The following is a 23,238-nucleotide window of genomic DNA, read 5'->3' as shown; positions in this document are numbered from 1 at the left end:
GTCTCTCTTAGTGAGTGAGATATAAACAAGGAATGTGCATGACTCAATCAACGTCAAAAACACCCATCATAGTGTGCTGTGATAGCCTCCAAGAGCAGGCTCGATTGTCCGGCTTATTGAGCAAAGATTACGACAACATCATCGGCTGCCAATTGGCACAACTAGAAACGTTAATGCAACGAGAACCGTCTGCATGCGTTGTGGTTGGATGGCAGCAGCCAACGGCAGAACTGCGTTTGATCGTTGATTTCTGCCGCAGAAAATCGGCACCACTTCTTATCGTCTTAAAGCAGTTATCATCTAATGATATCAATCGTTTATCAGAAAAAATGGACTATGTGCTCATGCCGCACGATAGTGAATTTGCACTTCAACCTTGGATTGAGCATGCGGCATTAGTGAGAGCGAAATTCGAAAGTATGCAATCGGAAATTGAATCGCTGACCCACAAGATTGAAGAGCGCAAGCTGGTGGAAAAAGCCAAAGGTCTGCTGATGAAGATGCACAGCGTTGATGAAGATCAGGCTTATAAAGCGCTTAGAAATTCGGCCATGCAATCGAGCCAAACGCTCGCACAAGTTGCCAAGAATTTGATAACTACTTTGGAGGTGCTTGATTAGTCGTTCTACTACTTTGGGGTTAGGGTGCGTTTTCTAACGTGGTGCGTGTTGCACTATCAGCAAGCAATAACAGGAAATAACAAACGGCAAGATATACTAATCTATTGTATTTACTGTGAAAAATAAGTTGGCACAGTAATTGGATTAGAAGAATTGGGTTTATTGTTGAATCGCTTATCTCAATTATCAACGGCGGTAATTGTAGACTTAGCAACGGCGCTACTGCTCTTCGGAGTAGTGGCGCTTTTTTTATGGGAGCAAACCAATGAAATGGAGTTCTATGCTGAAAGTGTCAGCAATTTCGTTATCGGTATTCACCACGGTCAGCGTAAAGGCAGAGTTGGGTGAACCAGAAATTGAAGACCTGAAGTTTGGTTTTATTAAGTTAACCGATATGGCACCGCTGGCAGTTGCTTATGAGAAAGGTTTTTTTGAAGACGAAGGCTTGTACGTCACTTTAGAAGCGCAAGCAAACTGGAAGGTGCTTTTAGACCGAGTCATCGACGGTGAGCTTGCTGGCGCGCACATGCTTGCTGGTCAGCCATTGGGCGCAACGATTGGTGTTGGCACAAAAGCAGAAGTGATTACTGCGTTCAGTATGGATTTGAACGGCAACGCAATCACGGTTTCCAATGATACTTGGGAACAGATGAAGCAGTACATTCCCAAACAACCAGATGGCAAACCTGTTCACCCAATCAAAGCGGATGCGCTGAAGCCTGTGGTCGACAGCTATCTGGATAAAGGCAAACCGTTCAACATGGGCATGGTGTTCCCTGTATCGACACACAACTATGAGTTGCGTTACTGGTTAGCGGCTGGCGGGATTCATCCAGGTTTTTATGCACCAGACTCAGGTGATAACAGTGGTCAATTGGATGCTGATGTTCTGTTGAGTGTTACACCGCCACCACAAATGCCAGCCACAATGGAAGCGGGCACGATCAAAGGGTACTGCGTAGGCGAACCATGGAATCAACAAGCCGTATTCAAAGGCATTGGTACGCCAGTCGTGACTGACTACGAAATCTGGAAGAACAACCCAGAGAAAGTGTTTGGTGTTTCCAAAGCTTGGGCTGAGAAGTATCCAAACACGCACATTCGTGTAGTGAAAGCCTTGATTCGAGCGGCACATTGGTTGGATGAAAACGACAATGCCAACCGCCAAGAAGCAGTGAAGATGTTATCAAAAAGTGAGTATGTTGGAGCGGATGCCGAAGTTATCGCCAATTCAATGACGGGCACGTTTGAATACGAGAAAGGCGACAAACGAGATGTGCCAGACTTCAACGTGTTCTTCCGTCATAACGCTACTTATCCGTATTACAGCGATGCGATTTGGTACCTGACTCAAATGCGTCGCTGGGGACAGATCTCAAGCGAGAAATCCGATGATTGGTACATGGATGTCGCAAAAGAGGTTTACCGTCCGGACATTTACCAACAAGCGGCTCAAGCGCTAATTGAAGATGGTGTGTTGAGCAAAAAAGACTTCCCAGATTTCAGTGCTGAAGATGGTTTTCGTGCGCCACAAACACACTTTATCGACAACATCGTTTATGACGGTCGCGAGCCAAATAAATATCTAGAGAAGTTCTCTATCGGGCTTAAAGGAAAAGACAAGGTTTAACCATAACGATAAACGCCACAGGCGAGGGGGATTCGCTTGTGGCAACAAGGATGTAAATTTCTTAGGAGTGAGTATGTCTAGTAATGTCATTTCCCTGTTTCCTGCTAAGCAGGTAGTGAACCGAAGTCGGTTGGTGCTTTTGCCCGTCATTGGCTTGCTGATCTTTTTGGCAATGTGGCACGTAGCAGCGAGAGAAGTGCAAACTTCATTAGGTACGCTACCGGGACCTGTGCAAACTTTTCAGCAGTTCAGCAACCTTGTCGATGACCATTGGCAAGAGCGAGAAAAGGAACAAGCGTTTATCGAACGTCAGGAAAAACGCAATGCTGCGAAGTTAATCAAGAATCCGGATGCGGAAGTGAAGATTCGTCCTTACACAGGTAAACCGACGTTCTTCGATCAAATCATAACAAGCTTAGTGACTGTAACTGCCGGCTTTCTATTGGCGACTGTCATTGCGATTCCACTTGGCATCGTGCTTGGTCTGAATCAAGGACTGTATCAAGCGTTCAACCCAATCATTCAATTGCTCAAGCCTGTATCACCTTTGGCTTGGCTGCCTATCGTCACTATGGTGGTGAGTGCCACTTATGTGAGTGATGATCCGATGTTTGCCAAGTCGTTTATTAACTCTCTGATCACTGTGGCGCTGTGTAGCTTATGGCCGACGCTGATTAACACCGCTGTGGGTGTAACGAGCGTTGATAAAGACTTGGTCAACGTGAGCAAAGTACTTCAACTTTCGTGGTGGCAGCACATTCGCACCATCGTTTTACCTTCTGCCATTCCAATGATCTTCACCGGTTTACGTCTCTCTTTAGGTATCGCTTGGATGGTGTTGATTGCGGCAGAAATGCTCGCTCAGAACCCAGGGTTAGGCAAGTTCGTTTGGGATGAATTCCAAAACGGCAGCTCGGCATCATTGGGTCGCATCATGGTGGCAGTCATCACCATCGGCTTTATCGGTTTGATGCTCGATAGAGGCATGTTGCAACTTCAAAAGTGGCTGTCTTGGAATAAACAACAAGCGTTGAGATAAGGGAAAAGATCATGGAAAAAGCATTATTAGATCTAACGCGTTTAGGGATGCGATTCCCAACGCCAGATGGCGAGTTCATCGCGCTTAAGAACGTCGATTTACAAATCAATAAAGGCGAGTTTGTGTCTCTAATTGGGCACTCTGGCTGTGGTAAATCAACGGTATTGAACTTAGTCGCAGGGCTACACATGCCAACAGACGGCGGCGTGATCGTCGATGGACGAGAAGTAGCTGGACCGGGACCAGACCGCGCAGTGGTGTTCCAAAACCATTCATTATTGCCTTGGTTAACCGTGTATCAAAACGTTGAGCTTGCAGTAAAACAAATCGCCGGCAAAAAGGGCAAAGCGTGGATTCAGGAACAAGTGAACCACTATTTAGAGTTGATTCAAATGCAGCATGCTGCGCACAAAAAGCCGGATGAAATCTCGGGCGGTATGAAGCAGCGAGTCGGCATCGCCAGAGCACTGGCACTTCAACCAAAGGTTCTACTGATGGATGAACCATTTGGCGCGTTGGATGCGTTAACTCGTGCGCATTTACAGGATGCACTGATGAAGATTCAAGCCGAGTTAAACAATACCGTCATCATGATTACACATGACGTGGATGAAGCGGTGCTGCTATCCGACAAAATCGTGATGATGACTAACGGTCCGGCAGCGACCATTGGTGAAGTGTTGGAAGTGAATCTACCGCGTCCTCGCGAGCGTGTCGCACTGGCAGATGATGCGCAGTATCAGAAGTGTCGACAAGCGGTGCTGAAGTTCCTTTACGAGAAGCAATCCAAAGTCGAGATTCCTGCTTCGAAAGAAGACAAACCCAAAACCGCAGCGCAAACGGCATAAGGAGGCAGCGATGAACAGTCCTTTAACGATTCCAGTAAAGAACGCATTGAGCCACATCGTTGTGGTAGGTAACGGTATGGTTGGGCAACACCTCGTCGAGCAATTAGTGCAGAAAAACGCGCATTTGGAGCACCGAATTACCGTGATTGGTGCAGAGCGTTTTATCGCGTATGACCGTGTACAGTTGTCCTCTTTGTTTGCGGGTAAGTCTCATGATGATTTGATGCTGAGTAACCAAGAATGGTACGACATGCATGGCATCCAACTCGTACTTGGCAGCCAAGTAACAGGCATCGACAGAGAGCAAAAGCGCATTCTCCTTGATGGTGAAGATGTGCTGGGTTACGACGAACTTGTGCTCGCGACCGGTTCTTACCCGTTTGTGCCTCCAATTGAAGGTAAAGACCGAGACAACGTGTTTGTCTATCGCACGCTTGATGACCTTTCACAAATCAAAAAAGCATGTGAAGGCGCAAGAACGGGCGCAGTGATTGGCGGCGGCTTGTTGGGTTTAGAAGCGGCAAACGCACTTAAACTATTGGGGTTAGAAACTCACGTTATTGAATTTGCTCCCCGCCTGATGCCCGTGCAGTTAGACGATGGTGCTGGCTTAGTGCTAAAAGAGAAGATTGAAGCGCTAGGGCTAACCGTTCACACCTCAACGGGTACGGAACGAATCTGTGATGGTGAAACGGCTAAGCATCGTATGGTGTTTAAAGACAAAGATCCTCTCGAAGTGGATGTGATTGTCTTCTCCGCAGGCATTCGTCCTCAAGATGAGTTGGCAAGGCTGGCTGAGCTAGAAATAGGCGAGCGAGGCGGCATTGTGATTAATAACCAATGCCAAACCAGCGATGAGAACATTTACGCGATTGGCGAATGTGCCCTTTGGGAGCAGAAGATCTTTGGCTTGGTCGCTCCCGGTTACACCATGGCGAGAACCACTGCCGATGTCTTGACTGGGATGCCGAGCGATGGTTTTAAAGGTGCAGACATGAGCACTAAACTTAAGCTGCTTGGGGTAGATGTGGCGTCTATCGGCGATGCACAAATGCAAACCGAAGGCGCACAAGAAATGGTATTGCAAGATGCGGTTGCAGGCATCTACAAAAAGCTGGTGGTTGATGCGAGCGGCACCCAATTACTTGGTGCGATTCTCGTCGGTGATAACAGCGATTACGATGCGCTCTTACAGTGTTATTTGAACAAAACAGTCTTGCCAGACCACGCGGCGAACCTGCTATTTGATACCGGAATGCTGGATGGAGAGATGCCAGACAGCGCCATCATCTGTTCTTGTCACAACGTCACAAAAGGTGACTTAGTTGCCGAGATACAAGCTGGAACCACCAACCTGACAGACCTTAAAGCCAACACTAAAGCCGGTACTGGCTGTGGTGGCTGTAGCAATATGGTGAAGTCGGTATTGGATACTCAACTGGCAGCCATGGGGGTAGAGGTTAACAACCACCTTTGTGAGCACTTTGAGCTCAGTCGCCAAGAGATGTTCCATATTTGCCAAGTGGAACAAATCAAAGACTTCGACACCTTAATTGCACTGCATGGCAAAGGACATGGCTGTGATATCTGTAAGCCGACAGCAGCATCTGTGTTTGCTTCTTTGTGGAATGAACACATCATGGAGCCGCAGCATCAATCTCTGCAAGATTCTAATGATGCCTTTATGGCGAACCTACAAAAAGATGGCTCTTACTCGATTGTACCTCGTGTTCCGGGCGGCGAAATTACACCAGACAAACTCATCGTGCTAGGCGAAGTTGCTCAGCAATACGATCTGTACACCAAAATCACTGGCGGTCAGCGCGTGGATTTATTTGGTGCGCAGTTAGAGCAACTCCCAGAAATCTGGCAAACCTTAATTGATGCTGGTTTTGAAACAGGGCACGCCTACGGCAAGTCGGTTCGCACCGTGAAATCTTGCGTCGGTTCTACTTGGTGTCGCTATGGTGTTGATGACTCGGTCGGATTAGCCATTGAGTTAGAGAACCGATACAAAGGATTGCGAGCGCCCCATAAGCTTAAGTTTGCCGTATCGGGCTGTACTCGAGAGTGTGCAGAAGCGCAAAGTAAAGACATTGGGGTGATCGCCACCGAAAACGGCTGGAATCTATACGTTTGCGGGAATGGCGGCATGAGACCAAGACACGCTGATTTGTTTGCATCTGACTTATCCAAATCAGAGTTGATCACCATGATTGACCGAGTATTGATGTTCTACGTCAGCACCGCTGATCGCTTGCAGCGTACGTCGGTGTGGATGGAGAACATGGAAGGGGGCCTAGATTACCTTAAACAAGTGATTTTGGATGACTCTCTCAACCTATGTGATTCATTGGATGAGCAAATGGCGCGAGTCATAGATACCTATCAATGTGAGTGGAAGAGTACGCTGGATAATCCTCAGAAATTGCAACGCTTCCGTCCTTTCTTGAACAGCACGTCGGGCAGCAAAGTCTTGCCGTACCAACGTGTGCGCGGTCAGCGTATTCCGGTGAAACAGGAGGTGTAAATGGCAGCTTTAACCAAAGTGAAATTGTGTCAGCTTGATGACTTAATGCCGTTTATCGGTGCCACTGTATTGATTGAAGGTGAGCATGTCGCGTTATTCTACATTCCTGATAGTGGTGTTTATGCCGTTCAAGATTGGGACCCAATTGGTAAGGCTTATGTGATGAGTCGAGGGATTGTCGGTGATATCGATGGTGAGATGTGTGTTGCATCACCACTGTACAAACAGCATTTCAGTTTAAAGAGTGGGCAGTGTTTGGAAGATGAAGCGTACTGTCTAAAAACTTGGCAAGTAACGGTCGACGATAATCAGGTTTGTTATTTAGTCGAAGAATGATCCTAGAAATTTGCCTGCTCGATATGAGTAAATTCTTAGCGTAAGAGATAAGCGGATAAAGCTCCAGAGACCACACGGTAAGGCTCTGGAGCTTTTAATTATTCGCAAGGATTCACTTGTAGTTCGGTATAGCCAGTCGAGTCGTCCATCGCTCTAGTGAACTCAAGTTCTGAGTAAGAATGGATGATCAATTCTGCGGTAGTATCAATCACTGTGCCTTCCAACAAATGCCCACCCCAAACTCGTCCTTCACGATCAGACACCGAGATATGAACGTGTTGATGTTCAGCCGTTAGGGTTCCCATCACAGAGACAATTTCAAATGGCTCTTGTTTGGTTAACGTACTCTCTGCACCTGCCAAACGAAGGTTGAGGTCAGAGGTACAGCCAACGCATGAGGCAATCGAGCCTGCTTTGATACCATGCTGCTCGACCAATTTCGCTAGGCTCAGCTTTAAGTCCATGCCTTTGGTAAGACGTACTGCTATCACTTCAATCGACATGTCACTTCCTAATCAAAACCAGCAAGCAGGAAAGCGCCGTATCCAAATCGGCATAACGTTTGGCTTTGCCAAGTACGCGCATGCCTTGCATGTTGTTGAGAACAAAACGAGCGAGCTCTTCTGGTTTCAGCGTTTTCGGCACTAAGGTTTCTTTTTGCGCATTGGTCAGCGCATCCGCAATGATGTCGATAAGATGGTCAAACAAAAAATGCCCTTTACGCAGTACATCATCGTCTTCGCCAGCGTGCTCAATCAACGCATTTTGAATAAAGCACCCACAGTTCCGTTTGCGCTGCAGCTCAGCAAAAGATTTAAGGAACGATTCTAACTCAGGTAAAGACGCATCGTCTTTTTCCAAATCATTGAGTGACGGTAGCGAGACCTTTTTTAAGTAAGTATCGAGCGCTTCGTAGTAGAGCTGTTGCTTGTCACCATAGGTGTTGTAAAGACTGAAGCGGTTGATGTTCAACTCGTCGGTGAGATCCGAGATAGACGTGTTCGCAAAGCCCTTGCGCCAAAACACATCCATAGCCACGAGAAGCTTTTCATCTCGGTCGAAGTTGGCTTTTCTTGCCATAAATTACCTGCCTGGGTCTGCTTATCGGGTAATTAAATTGCTTTGGAGGGATGGTACAGAGAACCTCTAGCGTTCGAACTGAACCAATATGATGAATACCCATCTATGCTTGGGTATCAGCCTCCAAATTCATGTGAACTCACAAACGGCATCAAAAATCTCGCTCAGCAAACAGACCCACAACTGTTTGAAAATTTTTGATAGTGAAGTTCTTGACTGATCGTTTATAAACTGGCTACAGTATATCCTAACCAATCGGTTAGAAAAAGATAAAAGGATGTGAAATGAAGCTCTATGAAACCGCAATGACTCCAAGTTGTAAGCGAGTTAGCATTTTTCTAAAGGAAATCGGTGGCGAGGTTGAGCGAATTGCGCTGAACGTTCGTGAGGGCGATAACCTATCTGAACCGTTTAAATCGAAAAGCGTGAACGGCAAAGTGCCTTTACTGGAACTGGATGACGGCACGACGATCTGTGAAAGCGTGGCGATTTGTCGCTACCTAGATGAAGCGTTTGAAAATGATCTGGCGCTGTTTGGTGCAAACCAGCTCGAACGTGCTCAGGTGGAAATGTGGCATCGTGTGGTGGAGTTCCAAGGACTAAATGCGGCATTTCAGGCGTTTCGAAACATGACCGGAGTTTATGGAGACAGAGAACGTTGTGTTGAAGCATGGGGCGAAGAATCAAAACAACGCGTCTACGAATTTCTGCCTGTCTTAGACAAGCGTCTTGAACATAATGATTTTATCGCCGTAGACCATTTTACTATCGTCGATATAACAGGCTTTATTTTGATCAGTTTCGCAATTAAAGGCCTAGAAATTGATGTGCTATCGACGTCGCCAAACATTGCTCGATGGTATAACCAAATTTTAGCTAGACCTGCATTTCAGAGTTAATGTATTGCAGCGAGTGGATGATAGCTCGCTGCTACCACCTTACCGATTCTTAACTCAGCAGGATATTCAAATTTTTTCAGATTTTTCTTATTTTTTCTCCTATCGCCTATAATTGGAAAAACAACCTCAATTTGCTTCGTTGCGTTTTAGAGCCTTGAGCTCTTGGTCCGTATACGCTCTCTTTCATCATGGAAAGTCTAATAATAGACAAGGAGAGGTCATGAATATTCAAGTGAAAACTATCAATAATATTCTAATCGCCCTGTTAATGGTTTCGGTTTTTGGTCTATTCGCACTGTACCTCAATTACACACAGCAGAATGAACAGATTGAAAGGCTGCAAAGTCAGTTAATCGAAAAAGAGCATCAGATACTAATTTCTAATGAAGCGTTGTCTTACACTCGATATCAACACCAATTATTAGCCGAAGACTACAGCCGTTTTAGAAATGAGCAGTCAGTGACTAGTGTTTTGCGTTAGCCAGTATAGCAACCACTTTAAGGAGGCAGATGAAACCCATTCTTTTGGTCGATGACAGTAAAACAGTACTGCTTTACATCAGCAGTGCATTGGAAAAGCAAGGCTATGAAGTGCTTGCTGTTGAAGACGGACGAGCGGCGCTCGAAGTGCTAACCCACCGCCCTGATATTCAGTTTGTGCTGAGTGATTTAATGATGCCTGGAATTAATGGTATTGAATTGTGTCGCCAATTAAAATCTAAAGTTAGCGAACGTTACATTTTTTTTGTTCTACTGTCTTCTAGAAATGACCAAAGTTCGATCGTGAAAGGCATTGATGCTGGCGCAGATGATTTCGTAGATAAGAAGACGTCTGTAGAGGAACTTCAGGCCAGAATCCGTGCGGGGTTTCGTACTTTAGAACTGCACAACAAACTCGTTGAGAGAAATAAAGAGCTAGATGCGGCCTACCAAACAATTCACCAAGACCTGCAGTCTGCGAGTCAACTGATGGAGCAACTACTCCCTGCTGAATCAACTATCCAAAATATACAGTTTAGTTATGTCTACAGACCATGCTCCCAGATTGGTGGTGATATGTTGGGGTATTTGGAGCTCGATGAACAACATGTTGCGTTTTATGTATGTGATGTTTCTGGTCATGGTATTTCTTCAGCTTTGATGGCTTTTTCTATTCAACAGACACTATCTCAAAGTCAGGGGCCTGATTCGATCACGATGGAGTTGAGAGATGACTGCTATTGCGTAAGTGAGCCAGCATCTGTGATTGAACGGCTAAATCGGCGTTATCAGCAAACTAGAAACAGTCAACTTTACTTTACTATGGCTTACGCCATTCTTAACACAAAATCAGGGCGACTTAGCTATTGCACGGCTGGCCACCCCAGGATCTTAGTTTGGCGAGCGAGTACGAACACGATGGAACAGATAGGTGACGATAACTTTATCGTTGGTGCAATGCAGCCGATAGAATATAGCGGTAACCAAATTAGTCTAGATGAGGGCGATGCATTGTGGCTTTATTCGGATGGTTTGATTGAAGCGAGGCAGGGTGAGGAGATGTTTTCACTACAACGATTGGCATCGAGTATAAAAGCTGTTTGCACGCTGCCAGTTGAAGATCAAGTGGGAGACGTCTTTAAAAAAGTACAATCTTGGCACAACGAAGATGAGTTTGATGATGATGCCAGCCTTTTACAGGTAAAATGGCATGGTGAGAGGCTCGATTTTAAGGAAAAGAATGTCAAAGAGCGAATTTAAACGAACTTACGGGAGCTCCCTTACTCACTCACGAAGTGCGAGCAAAGACGTTGTTCGGTTTTTGATGGGTCATCAAATCCCCTTAAATGCAATTCAATCATTGGAGCTTTGTGTCGTTGAGCTCATGAATAACGCTTATATTCATTCTTACAGTGAAATAAAAGGCCTGCCAATTGAAGTGGAGTGTAGGGTTGGGGATGACCAAGTGTCCGGTTTCGTGGAACTGAGAGTCTCTGATTGCGGAGCGCCGATCAATGAGAAGACGTTCATCCAACATAAAAATAAACAGATTGAGGCACCTAACTTAATGGATGACGATAGTTGGTCCTCCTCTGGTCGCGGACTGATGTTAGTCGCTCAATTATCTGACCTGTTTAAATTGGAAAAAGGTTTCGAAAACAATACGTTTGTTGTAGTGAAAAGGAATTGGGAGAGAAACTAACAACCAAGCAAAGTCGATTTGCTTCACTTGGTCCCTAGCGTTAATCTGACGGTTGCGTTGTATATCATTGTTATTTTGTATTCGTTGTTGGTGCTGGTGATAGTAACGCCTCCAACTCTTCTGGTGTTAGAATATCACTGATGTTTAACATATTATTTTCATCATCTAGCGCCATCTTTGTACGGCTAAGTAAGTACCTTTTTTGAGTTGGTGTTAGGTCTTTGAGAGACTCAATCAACTCCCTGAAATTGCTATTATTCATTGCCATATTTCCCCCAGTTAAGCCTTGAATTTCTTTATTGCATATTCTTCAAGTAAGCGAAGATTTGTTGATTAATTGCAGCTAGCTCTTCAGTAACTATAGCTATATCTGAGCTATCTGGCGCTGTATCGTTTCTGGTTTTTTCTTCTATTCTTTGAAACGCAATGACCGCGGTGTCTTCTCCGAAACTCTCTAGAATGCCCTTTAAACTATGCGCTAATAGATAGAGTTCTGACCAACATCTGCTTGTATATAGCTCATCTATACGCTCTATATCATTCGTGTGATCTTCAAGGTATGTAGAAAAAACAGTGACGATCAGATCTACGTCGTTATCCATGTATGTATTGAGAACATCAAAATTAATCATGTATACCCCTATTAAACGTTGCGGTAGAGGAATGTTTCGGATAATGAAGGCTTAGCCGAAGGTATGAATGGCATAACCAGTATTTGAGCAGAAATAGTTTGCTTGTCGCTTGAGATAAACTTACAAAAATAAAGTCATTGTTAAAGATATTTTGACTTATATCCAAACGGCAATGGTCGAAATGTAGGGATGAAAAAACTTCAACTCGCGTGTTTTTAACACAAGTAGCAAAGGGGACGTTTCCAAGTAAAACGCCGAGTCGGTAAGTGTCTTGCAGTCCTAGTTTAAGGCTATCGTTACATACGGACGCCAGACGTTCGCCAACTTTGACTATTCCTTTAGTCAAGGCTAACTCTCCTCATTAAGTACAAGTATAAATTAGCAATCTAGTTGCATATTGGCAAGTGATCTGCGGCAAAAAAGGGACTCGCGTCCCTTTTGTATTACTAGCTTTGCTTAGAGTCCTGTTCTATTTGCTTCATAAGCTCGTTGGCTTTCTTCATAGCGCGTCTTGCGCTTGAAGTCCTTCGCTTATTAAGTAATATATCGGAGAAGCGTAAGTATTTATCAGCAGTTTTGAATCTTAAATCGTTAACATCCTGAAAACCAATAGGAAAGTTTTTCGAGAACAGATCCACATCCTTCACCAAGTTATCGAGATGAGTTGTCGTCCTTGCCTTTTCTAGGCGAGAATAAAAGTTTTCAAACTCTTTTTGGAACAGGATTCTAGCGGCATCTTCTGGAAACGGTAGAGGGCTGTTGGAATCTAGCGCTGTCTCATATAATTTCATTTCCAGCACTGCATCTTTCATCGCATTACTTATCTGTAAGTTCTCTTGATGCTCTTCTACGTTTGAAAAGAAGGTGTTCCCAACCTTAATAAGAGCAACAAGTGCAGCTGCGTCTTTCTTTTGGAGTGCTTCAGTGAGGTGCTGACCGAAAACATCGCTAGATAACGAACTTGGCGTGAAAGGATAACCTTGATGAATCTGATTTAACTCATCCTTGAGCTCATAGATGGATTTACTGCCGTCTTCTTTACTGTACCGAGACTTTTCAAGTTGACTGTTGATTTGCCTTGCTATCGAAAGTAACGTGGAGTGCTTGCTTGACTGAATATCTAAGGCAAGAACTTCTATTTTATGTGAGTCAGGATAGTAGGTTTTTGCTTTATCAAGTATGGACTCAATTTCATCATAATTCGGGTAGTTGTTGGCATCAGAATTCAAAACCTGATCAATTTCAGATTCAAACTCGCTGAGAATATAGGTCTTGTGTAAGCGTAATAAGCCAGCCTTAACGACTGGATGTAAGCTTTTTTCACTATCAATCAGTGCCAAACTTTTTTCTGCTGGCGTATCAAGCTGCCACTCTTGTCCGGCAATTTGATCATTTTGCTTGCTAATAACGGTTTCCAAATTGGCGATGGTTTCTTGTTGCTGCTGATAACCAAATACAATGCCGCTAACTAATAATATACTCGCTGCCGCGCCGCTAGCGATAGGCCAATAGCGCATATTCAATTTGCGTTTCAACTGCTCAGGGGTCAGCTCGTTCGGAATGATGCCAGTTGAAAATACGCTTGAAAATATTGGCCACTTAGATGCGGGCATGTTAGTTGGTTTAGAGACCTTGATCTTCTGTTTGAGAGCTTCATTAACTGGAGTTCTTGCGTAAGGGTGTTTGCAACTCAATAGCTCGTAAGCAATACAAAATAGAGCAAACATATCGTCGCTTAAGTTCGGTTCCTTACCGGATAACAGGTTGAGTGATGCATAGTTGGGAGTATAACCAAGCGTTTCAACATTTTCGGATTTACGTTTAGCCGCATATTGATCCTGCTTTAATTGATGAGTTTTAGATACACCAAAATCAAGCAACTTAACGTTACCCTCAGACGTTAAAATCACATTAGCGGGCTTTAGGTCGGCGTGCACTACACCAAGAGAGTGAGCATATGAGAGTGCATCGAGTACCTGATTTAGGATTGATAAAGTTGCATTAAACTTCAGCCCATGGGGCCTAGAACGCTGTATTAAACTCTCTAATGTTTCTCCGTTAATATACTCCATAACTAAAAAGTATATTTCGCCATCAACACCAAAATCAAAAACCCTAATGATATTAGGGTGGCTTAACCTTTGAGTTTGTTGAGCTTCACGTATTAACATGCGTGCAGTCTCTGGTTGAGAAGCAAACTCTTTCTGTAATATTTTTAACGCAACGTAGGGTGTTTCTGAACCTGAAGATTCAAGAATCCTATCTTTAGCTAAGTAAACATCGCAAAGCCCACCATGCCCAATAACCGACTCAATTTCATACCGATTTTTAACGGTCGCTCCTATTAAGCTTTCGTTAATAACATCTTTGTTATTATTTAATGAGTCATCTTTATTGTTTTTTTTCTTATTAACTAACGGAGTGTTTTCTTTTTGAGACAGTTTTGTATTTGTTTCATTTTTATTTTTAACGGAGGTTTCATTATTAGTGAGTTTGGTTGATTTAATTGCATTGTCTCGTTTTTGAGTCTTTACAATTTTAGTTTTATCTCCGCTTTCTTCGTTATTTATAGAATTGTTTTTATTACTGTCTTCCATCACAAGAACTCCGTATAAATGATGGGGGAATATATACCTTTCTGCTCAATGAAAAGTCATTATGTTAGAATTTCTCGGCCAAACTAACATTCGTTTTTTTATTGATGAAAGTCTAAGTGTCAAAAATTTGAACTTGGTTGGATAATTAAAATTGTTGAACAATACGTGATTGCTTTGATAAAAAAATGATTCATTATTCCGTGCATGATTTTCAATGGCAGTATTAAGATTTTTATTAATCTTACTGTTAATAAGAAAGTAGTTAATAATAAAATTAAAAATAATATCTAGCAGGTCTTTGGCGAGGTTTACATGAAGTTGGTTTTAACCATAACAAGTTTTCACAAATTTACTCCAGAGATTGAGAGTGAGTTCGTGTTTGAATCAAGTGATGAACATGCCAAGGTTACATTTGGTAGGTCTGAACAATGTGATTGGACACTACCAGATCCTGAAAGAGTGGTATCCGGAACCCACGGAGAACTGATTAAGTTTGGTGACAAATACTTGATAAAAGACCTCTCAACTAATGGTACTTTTGTAAATAATGCTGTAACTCCTGTGGGTCAAGGAAATGAAATAGCACTAAGCGATGACGATATGGTTAGCTTAGGGGATTATCAAATTTCAGTTTCTATTCAAACAGATACAGATGTATTCAGTCTTGAGACAAGTAAAAGTCTTTCTAGCGCACCCCCTGAAGTAGTCTCAAGTCCATCGGAAGCAGAATTTGTTGACCTAGGCCTTAGTGCTAGTGAACTCTTAAACGAAAGTGTTCCTTCTGACTTTCAGCTAGATATTGGTTTAGTCGATGATTTTATTGATATTCCAAAGCCCGAAAAACAGAGCACCGTATCTGAAACTTTACCGAAAGTTAACCGACAATCAGAACACCTATCGACTCCCAACTTTGATACCAATGGGGGTGAACTTGCGGCTTTTGTTAGAGGGGTGGGTATAGATCCAATGATGATTCCCAGCGATAACCGAGAGGAATGGTTCGAACAACTGGGGGAGTCATTTTCTTTGATGCTAGTTGGTTTAATGGAAACACTGCATAACAGAGCAGTGTTTAAACAAACAAATCGACTTAGTCATACCGCATTTCGTAAGTCAGAAAATAACCCTTTAAAGTTTTCTGCAAACTTAGAAGATGCGATTCATAACTTATATAACCGTCAAACCGCTAGCTTCTTAAAGCCAAATGCAGCCATTAAAGAAGCATTTAATGACATCGAAAGTCATGAGCAAGCCTTAATGAAAGGTGTTGAAGGTACGGTTTCGAGTGTTATGTCACTTGTTGAACCTACTTCTATATACTCAGATGCTTTAGCGAAAGACACGGTTATTAATAAGGTTATTCCAGCTAGGAAATATGCTCAAAGTTGGAAGAGGTTTGAGGATATTCATGAAAAGCTATCCGATGATATTATCAATAAAGAGTCTCCGTTCTATTTAGAAGACTTCGCTAAGCACTATGAATTAGCATTAAAAAACAAAGGCTAGGAATTAGGGTGATGAAAAAGTTTTACCAATATATTTTGTTATTAATTTCAATAGCTTTATTTGGGTGCTCAGCAGCGAACCTAGTTGTTGATCCATACTCAGATTTAGAAATAGCAGCAAGTCATAACATTAATCCTGATTCAAACGGCAGGCCTTCTCCTGTAGTGGTGTATGTATTTGAATTAACGTCAAATACCATTTTCGAAAGCCAGGACTTTTTTTCTATTTATGAAGAAAGTGAAAAAGTCTTAGGACCTGATTTAGTGAATAAATATGAAGTTTCATTAACTCCAGGTCAGAAAGAAACATATCAAGCAAGTATGTCTCCAAAGACAGAATATTTAGGCATTGTCGTAGCGTTTCGAGATATTGAAAACTCAAATTGGCGACAAGTCATTAAAGTGGATAAGACCGGTTACAACACATATCAAGTATTGTTAGAAGATCTGTCTTTGGTCGTTAAATAACGTTTAGTTGGCTAATTATAAATGACGCAATACTCCAAGACGGCTTGGTGCGAAGGAATGTTTTTACGTCCCCAGCACTTCCAACAACAAGAACGCGCAACCTCTCAAGAATTCAAGGGCTTACATCAGTTAGGTGGGGCTTACAATTGGGGAGTTTGGAAATGTCGAGTAAAAAAACACGCGCTAAAAGATGGTCTTATTGAACTTGAGCATCTTGAAGCTGTTTTGCCAGATATGACGTTGGTTAATACGTTAATATCCAACGATTCAGTTTCGCCTCTACTTATTGATAAAAACACTGAAAATACGTTAGTAAAAATAACTCTCCCTCTTTCAAGTGTTACAGGTAAAAACGTTTCGGATGTAAGCGAATCGATCGTCTCTCGTTATGTACTTCAAGATATCGACGTGATAGATAACCTTACAGGACAAGATGAAGAAACCATCCAAGTTGCAGCCCTTAACCTAGAGTTGAAAGCGAGTAATGACAAATTAGCGGGTTATGTGGAGTTACCTATCTTAAGGATCAAAGAGGTAACTCCTGAAGGGGAAGTTATACTAGACGATGAGTACGTTCCTCCGCTTATCAACCTCCTTAGCGACAAAGTTATGTCAGCTTATCTACGTAACGTTATCGCGATGACAAAGATGCGTGCTGACGTTATTGCACAGCGCTTGATTAAGGGTAAATCTGCATCGGCATCTGCTGTTGATTTCATCATGCTCCAAATGCTGAACCGATATGAGGCGAAGTTAAAGCATTTCAGTGAGTTAGATAGGTTACATCCACTGGAATTAGCGACGACACTTAAAGGTTACATTGGTGAGTTAGCCACTTTTTCTAATAAAACTAAAAGAGTCCCAAGTTTGCTTGCGTATGATCACTTAGATGTATCAAGTGTCTATAGCGAGTTGAATCAGATACTCAGTCAGTACCTCAGTGTTGTCCTTGACCAAACTGCGGCCAAACTTCCGTTGGAGCCTCGCCAATACGGTATTCACGTGACGCCGCTTCCAGATAAACGCTTGCTTGAGTCATGCCAATTTGTGCTAGCAATTAAAGCAGACACCACAACAGATGAAATAAGACGCCTGGTCCCAGCGCAACTCAAGTTTGGCCCGGCAGAACAGATTCGCGATCTAATTAATAATCAGATCAACGGTATAAACGTAGTGCCGTTGAGTGTCGTCCCGAGACAGATTCCTTACCAAACGGGCTATGTTTATTTCGAAGTTGTCAAGAAAGGGCCATTTTGGATGAGGCTAAAAGATAGTGGCGGTATTGCGCTTCACCTATCAGGGCATTTTCCGAATGCTGAACTTGAGCTTTGGAGTATTAATCAATAGGCGCGCTCTGTATGGAACAAACGATAGTAAAACCAACACCGGGTGGAAGAGCACCCGCATCGAAACCACAATCAGAAAAGTCTGTGGATAATACCGTAGTTATCTCAAAAAGTCCTGAATTGGTGAACAATGATTCAGTGGTCGCTTATGGGAATAACTCTCTACTAGCAGAGGCGAATGGCCTGTTATCTATTATCGGTCAAATTCGCTCGACAGCGACTCATTCCGATCCGTTGTTTCTAAAAGAGACATTGGCGCAAAAGCTTAGAGATTATGAGAACCGATTACGTCAGCATGACGTTGATTTGGATACCATTGATACAGCTCGTTATTGTTTATGCTGTTCACTAGATGAAGTTGTCCTTAACACCAATTGGGGTGGGAATTCATTCTGGAGTCACGATTCATTACTTAGCTCCTTCTATGCTAGCAGTCAAGGTGGGGAAGCGTTCTTTAAGCATCTTGATAAGTGCATGGCGAAACCAGATGTGAACTTAGATTTGCTTGAACTAATGTATGTGTGCTTATCTCTCGGGTTTCTGGGTCAATACCGTTTAGAAAAAAATGGACTGGAATCGCACCGGAAATTGAGAAGACAGGTTATTGCTACTCTTAAGACTTATGGGAGAGGAGTCCCTCAGGAACTAAGCAATAGTATCGACCAACACATTTTGAATGGCTCAAAGGCTTCTGATAGAGCTCCTCTTTGGGTTGTATGTTCTGTAACGGCGGCACTATTGGTCTGCATATATATGTATTTTAGTTATGAGCTAAATAAGGCATCCAATCGCACCTTTTCTCAATTAGTCAATTTGATTCAACCACAACAACTTAACCAAGATGCAACGTCAGAATCAAAATCAGCGCCAATTGCAGAAAAGATTTCAATGTATCTAGCAACTGAGATCGGTAAGGGGCTAATCAATGTTGAGCCGCTGCAAGACAGGGTAAGAATTTCGTTAAAGTCTCAAGATCTATTTGAATCAGGTAGTGCTGATGTTGTCGCTTACATCCAACCCGTTATTTCTAAGCTTGCGAGAACATTGGAGTCGACCCAAGGCAAGATCATTGTTACTGGTCACACCGACGATAGGCCTATTTTCACGAGTAAATATCCCTCGAACTGGCACCTATCATTAGCTCGAGCCACTGCTATGTCTGAACAACTGATCTCGAATAGTGCATTAGAAGGGCGAGTGATACCCGAGGGATTGGGGGATGCAAGACCATTAGTTGAAAACAGTAGTGATGAAAACCGAGCTATTAACCGCCGGATTGAAATCGACCTTCTTGTCGCGAATTAATAATAGGTAGATAGAGATGCGTATTAAAGAAATTGGCAGAATATTTACTCAAAGATGGTTTCTCGGTCTTATAGGTGTCGCTGCTTGTTCTATTTTCATTTGGGTTGTTGGTCCACTTATTGCGATAGCGGGATATGAGCCCCTAAAGAGTGACTTTCAACGGCTAGTCACTATTCTAGTGTTGGTGTTGCTTTGGGCGATATTTAACGTTACCAAGCAGCATAAGCAAAAGGTGAAAGAAGACGAAAGTATTCAAACGTTGCTTGAGGTTGATAGCCTATCAGATAAAGAAGCGGCAAGTGAAATTGACTTAATGCGCGAGCGTATTGAGCAAGCTGTCAAAGTAGTGACGAAAACACACAAAGGCAAGAGAAGCTTGTATGACTTACCGTGGTATGTGTTGATTGGCCCTCCTGGAACGGGGAAAACAACCGTATTAAAGCAGTCGGGGTTAGAGTTTCCATTAGGAGACAGCCTTGGCTCTGACTCTATTGCCGGTGTAGGTGGCACTCGCCACTGTGATTGGTGGTTTGCAAATAAAGCAGTTCTTATAGATACGGCAGGCCGGTATACGACACAAGACAGTCAAGAAAAGGTCGACTCTAAAGCGTGGCATGGTTTCTTAGGATTGTTGAAAAAGTATAGAACGCAAAGACCAATTAATGGTGCGATTGTTACGATAAGTTTAGCCAGCGTGATGTCTCAGACTCGAACCGAGCGAAGTCTTCATGCTCGAGCAATTAAGTCGAGACTTCAAGAACTGAAAAACCAGTTAGGCATGCAGTTTCCGATTTACGTATTGCTCACCAAAATGGATTTAGTTGCCGGTTTCAATGAGTTCTTTGCCGATTTAAGTAAGGAAGAGCGAGAGGAATTATTTGGTTTCATGTTCCCTCGTGAAGTGGATGATGAAAGAGGCGTTATTTCTCTATTCAACAAAGAATTTCATGGCATGTTGGAGCGCCTTGATGCCCGTATGCTTAGAATACTTGAAACAGAGGACGATTTAGATAAACGCGCGCTTATCTTTGAATTTCCAAAGCAATTAAGAGTGCTACAAGCTAATCTTGACGAGTTTTTAGCTGAAATTTTTGCACAAAACAGTTTTGAAGAGCCTGCCTTGATTCGTGGTGTGTTTATGTTGAGTTCGGTTCAAGAAGGCTTACCAGTCGATAAGCTGATGAATGAATCAACCAATGGACTTGGGTTAAATCGTTTAGCTCTAGCAAAGAGTCAGACTGGTTCTCATAGTTATTTCGTAAAGAATCTTTTTGACAAGGTTATTTTCAAAGAGCAACTGTTAGGAACAGTTAATCGTCACTATCAAAAGCAGTCAGGTTGGATGCGTCGAGGTGTTTACATTGGATGTACAACGCTACTGCTAGGAGCTTCTGCGCTTTGGTTTATGAGTTATAAGTGGAACTCACAGTTAATTGTCGATACCAATGAACAAGCGAGCCATATTGATGCAATGATTGGCGCTCAAAGTTTAGATTTTGAAGCGGATATTGTTTCAGCTGTAGAAACATTAGATAGGTTGATGACGCTTCCTCTCGGAAAGCAAAGCGACTACGGTGATGCCGACTCTGTAAAGAGGTTTGGTCTCTATCAAGGAGACAAAGTGTCTCAGGCGGCAAACAATGCATATTCTGATGCTTTGACCCAATATTACGCCCCTCTGCTTCTTGATAGCTTGGTGTCAGAAATGGAGAGCAATCAACAGCATCGTGAGTATTTGTACGAAACGTTAAAAACGTATTTGATGTTATTCAATCCAGACAAATATCAACAAGATGAAGTGTTGGCTTGGTTTAACTTTTATTTCGAACGTCAATATCCGGGTGAGCTAAACGCAGACTTAAGAAGACGTTTGCTACAGCACACTCAATATTTATTAGGCAACGATGGACAAGGCTTTACTTACAACACTGCTGCCGTGACGAGTGCTCGAGAAGTGTTGACTCAAATGTCTCTACCTGAACGTGCTTATCAGCGAATGAAAATACAATTTTCTAAGAGTCATGTACCTTCATTTCGCTTGACTGATGTATTGGGACCTAAAGGGCTTGAGCAGTTCGAGCGAGCTAGTGGAAAACCGCTATCACAAGGCATTTCGGGTTTCTACACGTACAATGGTTTTCATAGCATTTTTCAGATTCAGATCAACCGTACAGTAAAAAGCCTAATGGAAGAGAACTGGGTTTATGGTGACGATCTTAAGGCTCATGAAATTGATCAAGATAGTGCCATCCAAGGCGTTCAGTCTCGATACTATCAAGATTATGTTAATGAATGGAAAACGTTGATCGAAGATATTCAATTGAAGCAGGCTCCGAGCCTAGAACTTGCGACAGAGCAAGCGAGGGTTTTATCTGGAGTTGAAAGACCAATCGAATCTTTGTTGAGAGCAATCCAAAAAGAGGTTGCTCTATCAAAAGTATCATTGTCAGAAAATCAAAAAGCCGCTTCTGAAGTTGCTGGTAAAGTTGCCAAAGTTAAGTTTTCAAATACGGCAGATAGACTAGACATGTATTTACCTGAAGAAAACGGCTTCAATGTTGCTCTGCCAGGTAAAGAAGTCGAATCGCATTTTTCAGAGATCTTACGCCTTGGTGAGCAAGACTTTGATGATATTCAACAAGCAATGGTTAACTTGCGTTCGTATTTAAGTGACTTATCAAGCTCTGGTAACAATCAGAAAATTGCCTACAAAAGTATTTTAGATGGAACCGTTACACAAGATGTCGCAGCTTCCTTCGCTCGTGCTAAAGAACTTTTGCCGAGACCATTTAATCAATGGCTAGGTGAGCTTTCTCAAGAGTCGGTTAAGTTTGCGGAGAGCGGTTCGAAGGATCATCTAAATCAACTTTGGGTAACACAGGTGGTCCGCCCTTATCAGCGGACTATTGCTGGCAGATATCCATTCGAGCCCAACGCGAGCAGAGAAGTTAGATTGAAAGACTTTAAGCGATTCTTTGGTTATGGAGGTACGCTTGACGCATTCTTCCAAGAATACCTCGAACCGTTTGTGGATACTTCGAAAAGTCGTTGGCGATTAGAAAAGGAAATTGGAGTTCGTCCAGAAACACTAATGGTCTTTCAAAGAGCGCAACGTATCAGGCAGTCTTTCTTTGAATCTGATAATTCATTACGCGTAGAGTTTGGGATGAAGCCTGTTTATCTAGACCAGCACATTACTCGATTTGTCTTAGAGTTGGGTGGACAAGATTTGGTTTATAAGCATGGACCAGCAAGAGCTAAATCGTTGAGTTGGCCTGCCGGTCAAGATCAGACTCGAATTGTGTTCACACCACCTGAATCTAAACGCGAAATTGCGCATACCTATGAAGGTGAGTGGGGCATATTCAAGCTTTTGGATCAATCACTTAAAGCAAGGCCAGAATCGCGTAAAGACAATATAGTTATGATTGATTTAAAGGGAAATAAGGTACAGCTAGAGCTTATTCCTTCTAGTGCCATTAATCCGTTTTGGTCAAATGAAATGGAGAGGTTCAGATGTCCACGAACCTTATAACATCAGGCTGGGGCTATATCGGTAAAATGCCTGCAAAAGGGGACTTTGTGAAAGATGGTTTATCACAAGATTTCTCGGAGCGTTGGCATGATTGGCAACAGGCGGTTATTGCAGTCAGCAGGGAACAACTGGGTGAAAGCTGGAATGAGCACTTTTTAACGGCTCCTGTGTGGCACTTTGCTTTGGATATTAGCTATTTAGAAGACTCAACCTACATTGGTAGCATGATTCCTAGTGTTGATGCATGCGGTAGATACTTTTTCTTTACTATAGCTCGTGCCGTAAAAGGTGAAGCTGCGCAATATTGGGGTGACAGAGCTTGGACCGAGGACAGTGCCGCTCTTGCTCTTTCAGTACTTGAGGACGACTTTGTCTTTGATGTTTGGCATAAGAGTACTCAAGAAAAAAATGACCTCGTTGCGAATGTAACAAGTGAAGTGAGGCCTCTAGAGTTTCTTTATCAAAGCCAAATATCTACAGTTTTTCATGATCACGGCAATACTGATCAAAATACGCTTTTGAATTACCTCATTAAAGAAAAATTGAGTAAACCATGTTTTTGGTGGACTGAAGGTTCAACGAAGGTTGAACCATGCATGTTCATTACTAGTGGATTTCCTTCAATTGGTCAGTTTTCAGCCATGCTTGATGGCGGCTGGAAAAAGTGGAATTGGTAGGATAGAAGA

21 protein-coding genes are annotated in these 23,238 nt (G+C 42.9%); 16 read left to right on the top strand and 5 right to left on the bottom strand.

Features of this window, described 5'->3' with window-relative positions:
* Nucleotides 1-38 precede the first annotated feature (38 nt).
* From R7093_RS01270 to nirD, 6 genes are all read left to right on the top strand, one after another.
* On the top strand, nucleotides 39-620 hold the full coding sequence (locus R7093_RS01270; RefSeq protein WP_047100969.1) for an ANTAR domain-containing response regulator: 582 nt from the start codon (nucleotides 39-41) through the stop codon (nucleotides 618-620).
* A gap of 265 nt (nucleotides 621-885) precedes the next feature.
* Entirely contained in the window at nucleotides 886-2,250 is a 1,365-nt protein-coding gene (locus tag R7093_RS01265) for a CmpA/NrtA family ABC transporter substrate-binding protein (RefSeq protein ID WP_005375887.1), read from the top strand.
* 73 nt (nucleotides 2,251-2,323) lie between these two features.
* Nucleotides 2,324-3,289 carry an ABC transporter permease gene (locus R7093_RS01260; protein ID WP_318146466.1) on the top strand — a complete coding sequence of 322 codons (966 nt, stop codon included), beginning with the start codon at nucleotides 2,324-2,326 and terminating at the stop codon, nucleotides 3,287-3,289.
* 11 nt (nucleotides 3,290-3,300) lie between these two features.
* Nucleotides 3,301-4,137, top strand: coding sequence for an ABC transporter ATP-binding protein (locus R7093_RS01255; protein WP_005450080.1), 837 nt, complete (start codon nucleotides 3,301-3,303; stop codon nucleotides 4,135-4,137).
* Nucleotides 4,138-4,147: 10 nt separating this feature from the next.
* Complete coding sequence (gene nirB, locus R7093_RS01250) at nucleotides 4,148-6,667, top strand: nitrite reductase large subunit NirB (RefSeq protein ID WP_047100976.1); 2,520 nt, start codon at nucleotides 4,148-4,150, stop codon at nucleotides 6,665-6,667.
* Nucleotides 6,668-7,003 (top strand): nitrite reductase small subunit NirD, encoded by a 336-nt coding sequence (nirD, locus tag R7093_RS01245; protein ID WP_005375895.1) that lies wholly within the window; start codon nucleotides 6,668-6,670, stop codon nucleotides 7,001-7,003. It begins immediately after the preceding gene.
* A gap of 98 nt (nucleotides 7,004-7,101) precedes the next feature.
* Here the strand turns inward: nirD and R7093_RS01240 are convergent, their stop codons facing one another.
* Both R7093_RS01240 and R7093_RS01235 read right to left on the bottom strand, forming a co-directional pair.
* Nucleotides 7,102-7,506, bottom strand: a complete 405-nt coding sequence (locus tag R7093_RS01240; protein ID WP_047100978.1) for a PPC domain-containing DNA-binding protein — start codon at nucleotides 7,504-7,506, stop codon at nucleotides 7,102-7,104.
* Between the two features lies 1 nt (nucleotide 7,507).
* On the bottom strand, nucleotides 7,508-8,083 hold the full coding sequence (locus tag R7093_RS01235; RefSeq protein ID WP_005375904.1) for a TetR/AcrR family transcriptional regulator: 576 nt from the start codon (nucleotides 8,081-8,083) through the stop codon (nucleotides 7,508-7,510).
* Between the two features lie 284 nt (nucleotides 8,084-8,367).
* On the opposite strand from R7093_RS01235, the gene R7093_RS01230 reads away from it, so the two are divergent.
* The 4 genes from R7093_RS01230 (at nucleotide 8,368) to R7093_RS01215 (ending at nucleotide 11,164) form a co-directional block, all read left to right on the top strand.
* Nucleotides 8,368-8,982: a glutathione S-transferase family protein gene (locus tag R7093_RS01230; RefSeq protein ID WP_005375905.1), complete on the top strand. Its 615-nt coding sequence runs from the start codon at nucleotides 8,368-8,370 to the stop codon at nucleotides 8,980-8,982.
* 220 nt (nucleotides 8,983-9,202) lie between these two features.
* On the top strand, nucleotides 9,203-9,463 hold the full coding sequence (locus tag R7093_RS01225) for a hypothetical protein (RefSeq protein ID WP_005375908.1): 261 nt from the start codon (nucleotides 9,203-9,205) through the stop codon (nucleotides 9,461-9,463).
* A gap of 29 nt (nucleotides 9,464-9,492) precedes the next feature.
* Complete coding sequence (locus R7093_RS01220; RefSeq protein ID WP_005375910.1) at nucleotides 9,493-10,722, top strand: PP2C family protein-serine/threonine phosphatase; 1,230 nt, start codon at nucleotides 9,493-9,495, stop codon at nucleotides 10,720-10,722.
* Entirely contained in the window at nucleotides 10,703-11,164 is a 462-nt protein-coding gene (locus tag R7093_RS01215) for an ATP-binding protein (RefSeq protein WP_047100980.1), read from the top strand. Before R7093_RS01220 ends, R7093_RS01215 begins: the two co-directional genes overlap by 20 nt.
* Nucleotides 11,165-11,234: 70 nt before the next feature.
* Here the strand turns inward: R7093_RS01215 and R7093_RS01210 are convergent, their stop codons facing one another.
* From R7093_RS01210 to R7093_RS01200, 3 genes are all read right to left on the bottom strand, one after another.
* Nucleotides 11,235-11,426, bottom strand: a complete 192-nt coding sequence (locus R7093_RS01210; RefSeq protein ID WP_005375916.1) for a hypothetical protein — start codon at nucleotides 11,424-11,426, stop codon at nucleotides 11,235-11,237.
* 34 nt (nucleotides 11,427-11,460) lie between these two features.
* Nucleotides 11,461-11,796 carry an Hpt domain-containing protein gene (locus tag R7093_RS01205; RefSeq protein ID WP_005375918.1) on the bottom strand — a complete coding sequence of 112 codons (336 nt, stop codon included), beginning with the start codon at nucleotides 11,794-11,796 and terminating at the stop codon, nucleotides 11,461-11,463.
* Between the two features lie 446 nt (nucleotides 11,797-12,242).
* Nucleotides 12,243-14,393: a serine/threonine-protein kinase gene (locus R7093_RS01200; RefSeq protein ID WP_047100982.1), complete on the bottom strand. Its 2,151-nt coding sequence runs from the start codon at nucleotides 14,391-14,393 to the stop codon at nucleotides 12,243-12,245.
* A gap of 312 nt (nucleotides 14,394-14,705) precedes the next feature.
* Here R7093_RS01200 and tagH point away from each other — a divergent pair, with 312 nt between their 5' ends.
* Genes tagH through tagF form a run of 6 tightly spaced genes read left to right on the top strand, consistent with a single transcriptional unit; the run spans nucleotide 14,706 to nucleotide 23,229 of the window.
* On the top strand, nucleotides 14,706-15,899 hold the full coding sequence (gene tagH, locus R7093_RS01195) for a type VI secretion system-associated FHA domain protein TagH (protein ID WP_005375931.1): 1,194 nt from the start codon (nucleotides 14,706-14,708) through the stop codon (nucleotides 15,897-15,899).
* Nucleotides 15,900-15,910: 11 nt separating this feature from the next.
* Nucleotides 15,911-16,366 carry a type VI secretion system lipoprotein TssJ gene (tssJ, locus tag R7093_RS01190; RefSeq protein ID WP_005375933.1) on the top strand — a complete coding sequence of 152 codons (456 nt, stop codon included), beginning with the start codon at nucleotides 15,911-15,913 and terminating at the stop codon, nucleotides 16,364-16,366.
* A 21-nt stretch (nucleotides 16,367-16,387) separates the two neighbouring features.
* Complete coding sequence (gene tssK / locus R7093_RS01185; RefSeq protein WP_318146465.1) at nucleotides 16,388-17,713, top strand: type VI secretion system baseplate subunit TssK; 1,326 nt, start codon at nucleotides 16,388-16,390, stop codon at nucleotides 17,711-17,713.
* Between the two features lie 11 nt (nucleotides 17,714-17,724).
* Nucleotides 17,725-19,017 (top strand): type VI secretion system protein TssL, long form, encoded by a 1,293-nt coding sequence (gene tssL / locus R7093_RS01180; RefSeq protein ID WP_005375939.1) that lies wholly within the window; start codon nucleotides 17,725-17,727, stop codon nucleotides 19,015-19,017.
* Between the two features lie 16 nt (nucleotides 19,018-19,033).
* Nucleotides 19,034-22,552: a type VI secretion system membrane subunit TssM gene (gene tssM, locus R7093_RS01175; RefSeq protein WP_047100988.1), complete on the top strand. Its 3,519-nt coding sequence runs from the start codon at nucleotides 19,034-19,036 to the stop codon at nucleotides 22,550-22,552.
* Nucleotides 22,534-23,229, top strand: a complete 696-nt coding sequence (tagF, locus tag R7093_RS01170; protein WP_005387528.1) for a type VI secretion system-associated protein TagF — start codon at nucleotides 22,534-22,536, stop codon at nucleotides 23,227-23,229. Before tssM ends, tagF begins: the two co-directional genes overlap by 19 nt.
* Nucleotides 23,230-23,238 lie beyond the last annotated feature (9 nt).

This window comes from Vibrio sp. 1580 (assembly GCF_033340055.1).
Note: the sequence above shows the minus strand (reverse complement) of the source record. Positions and strands in the feature narration are given on the sequence as shown.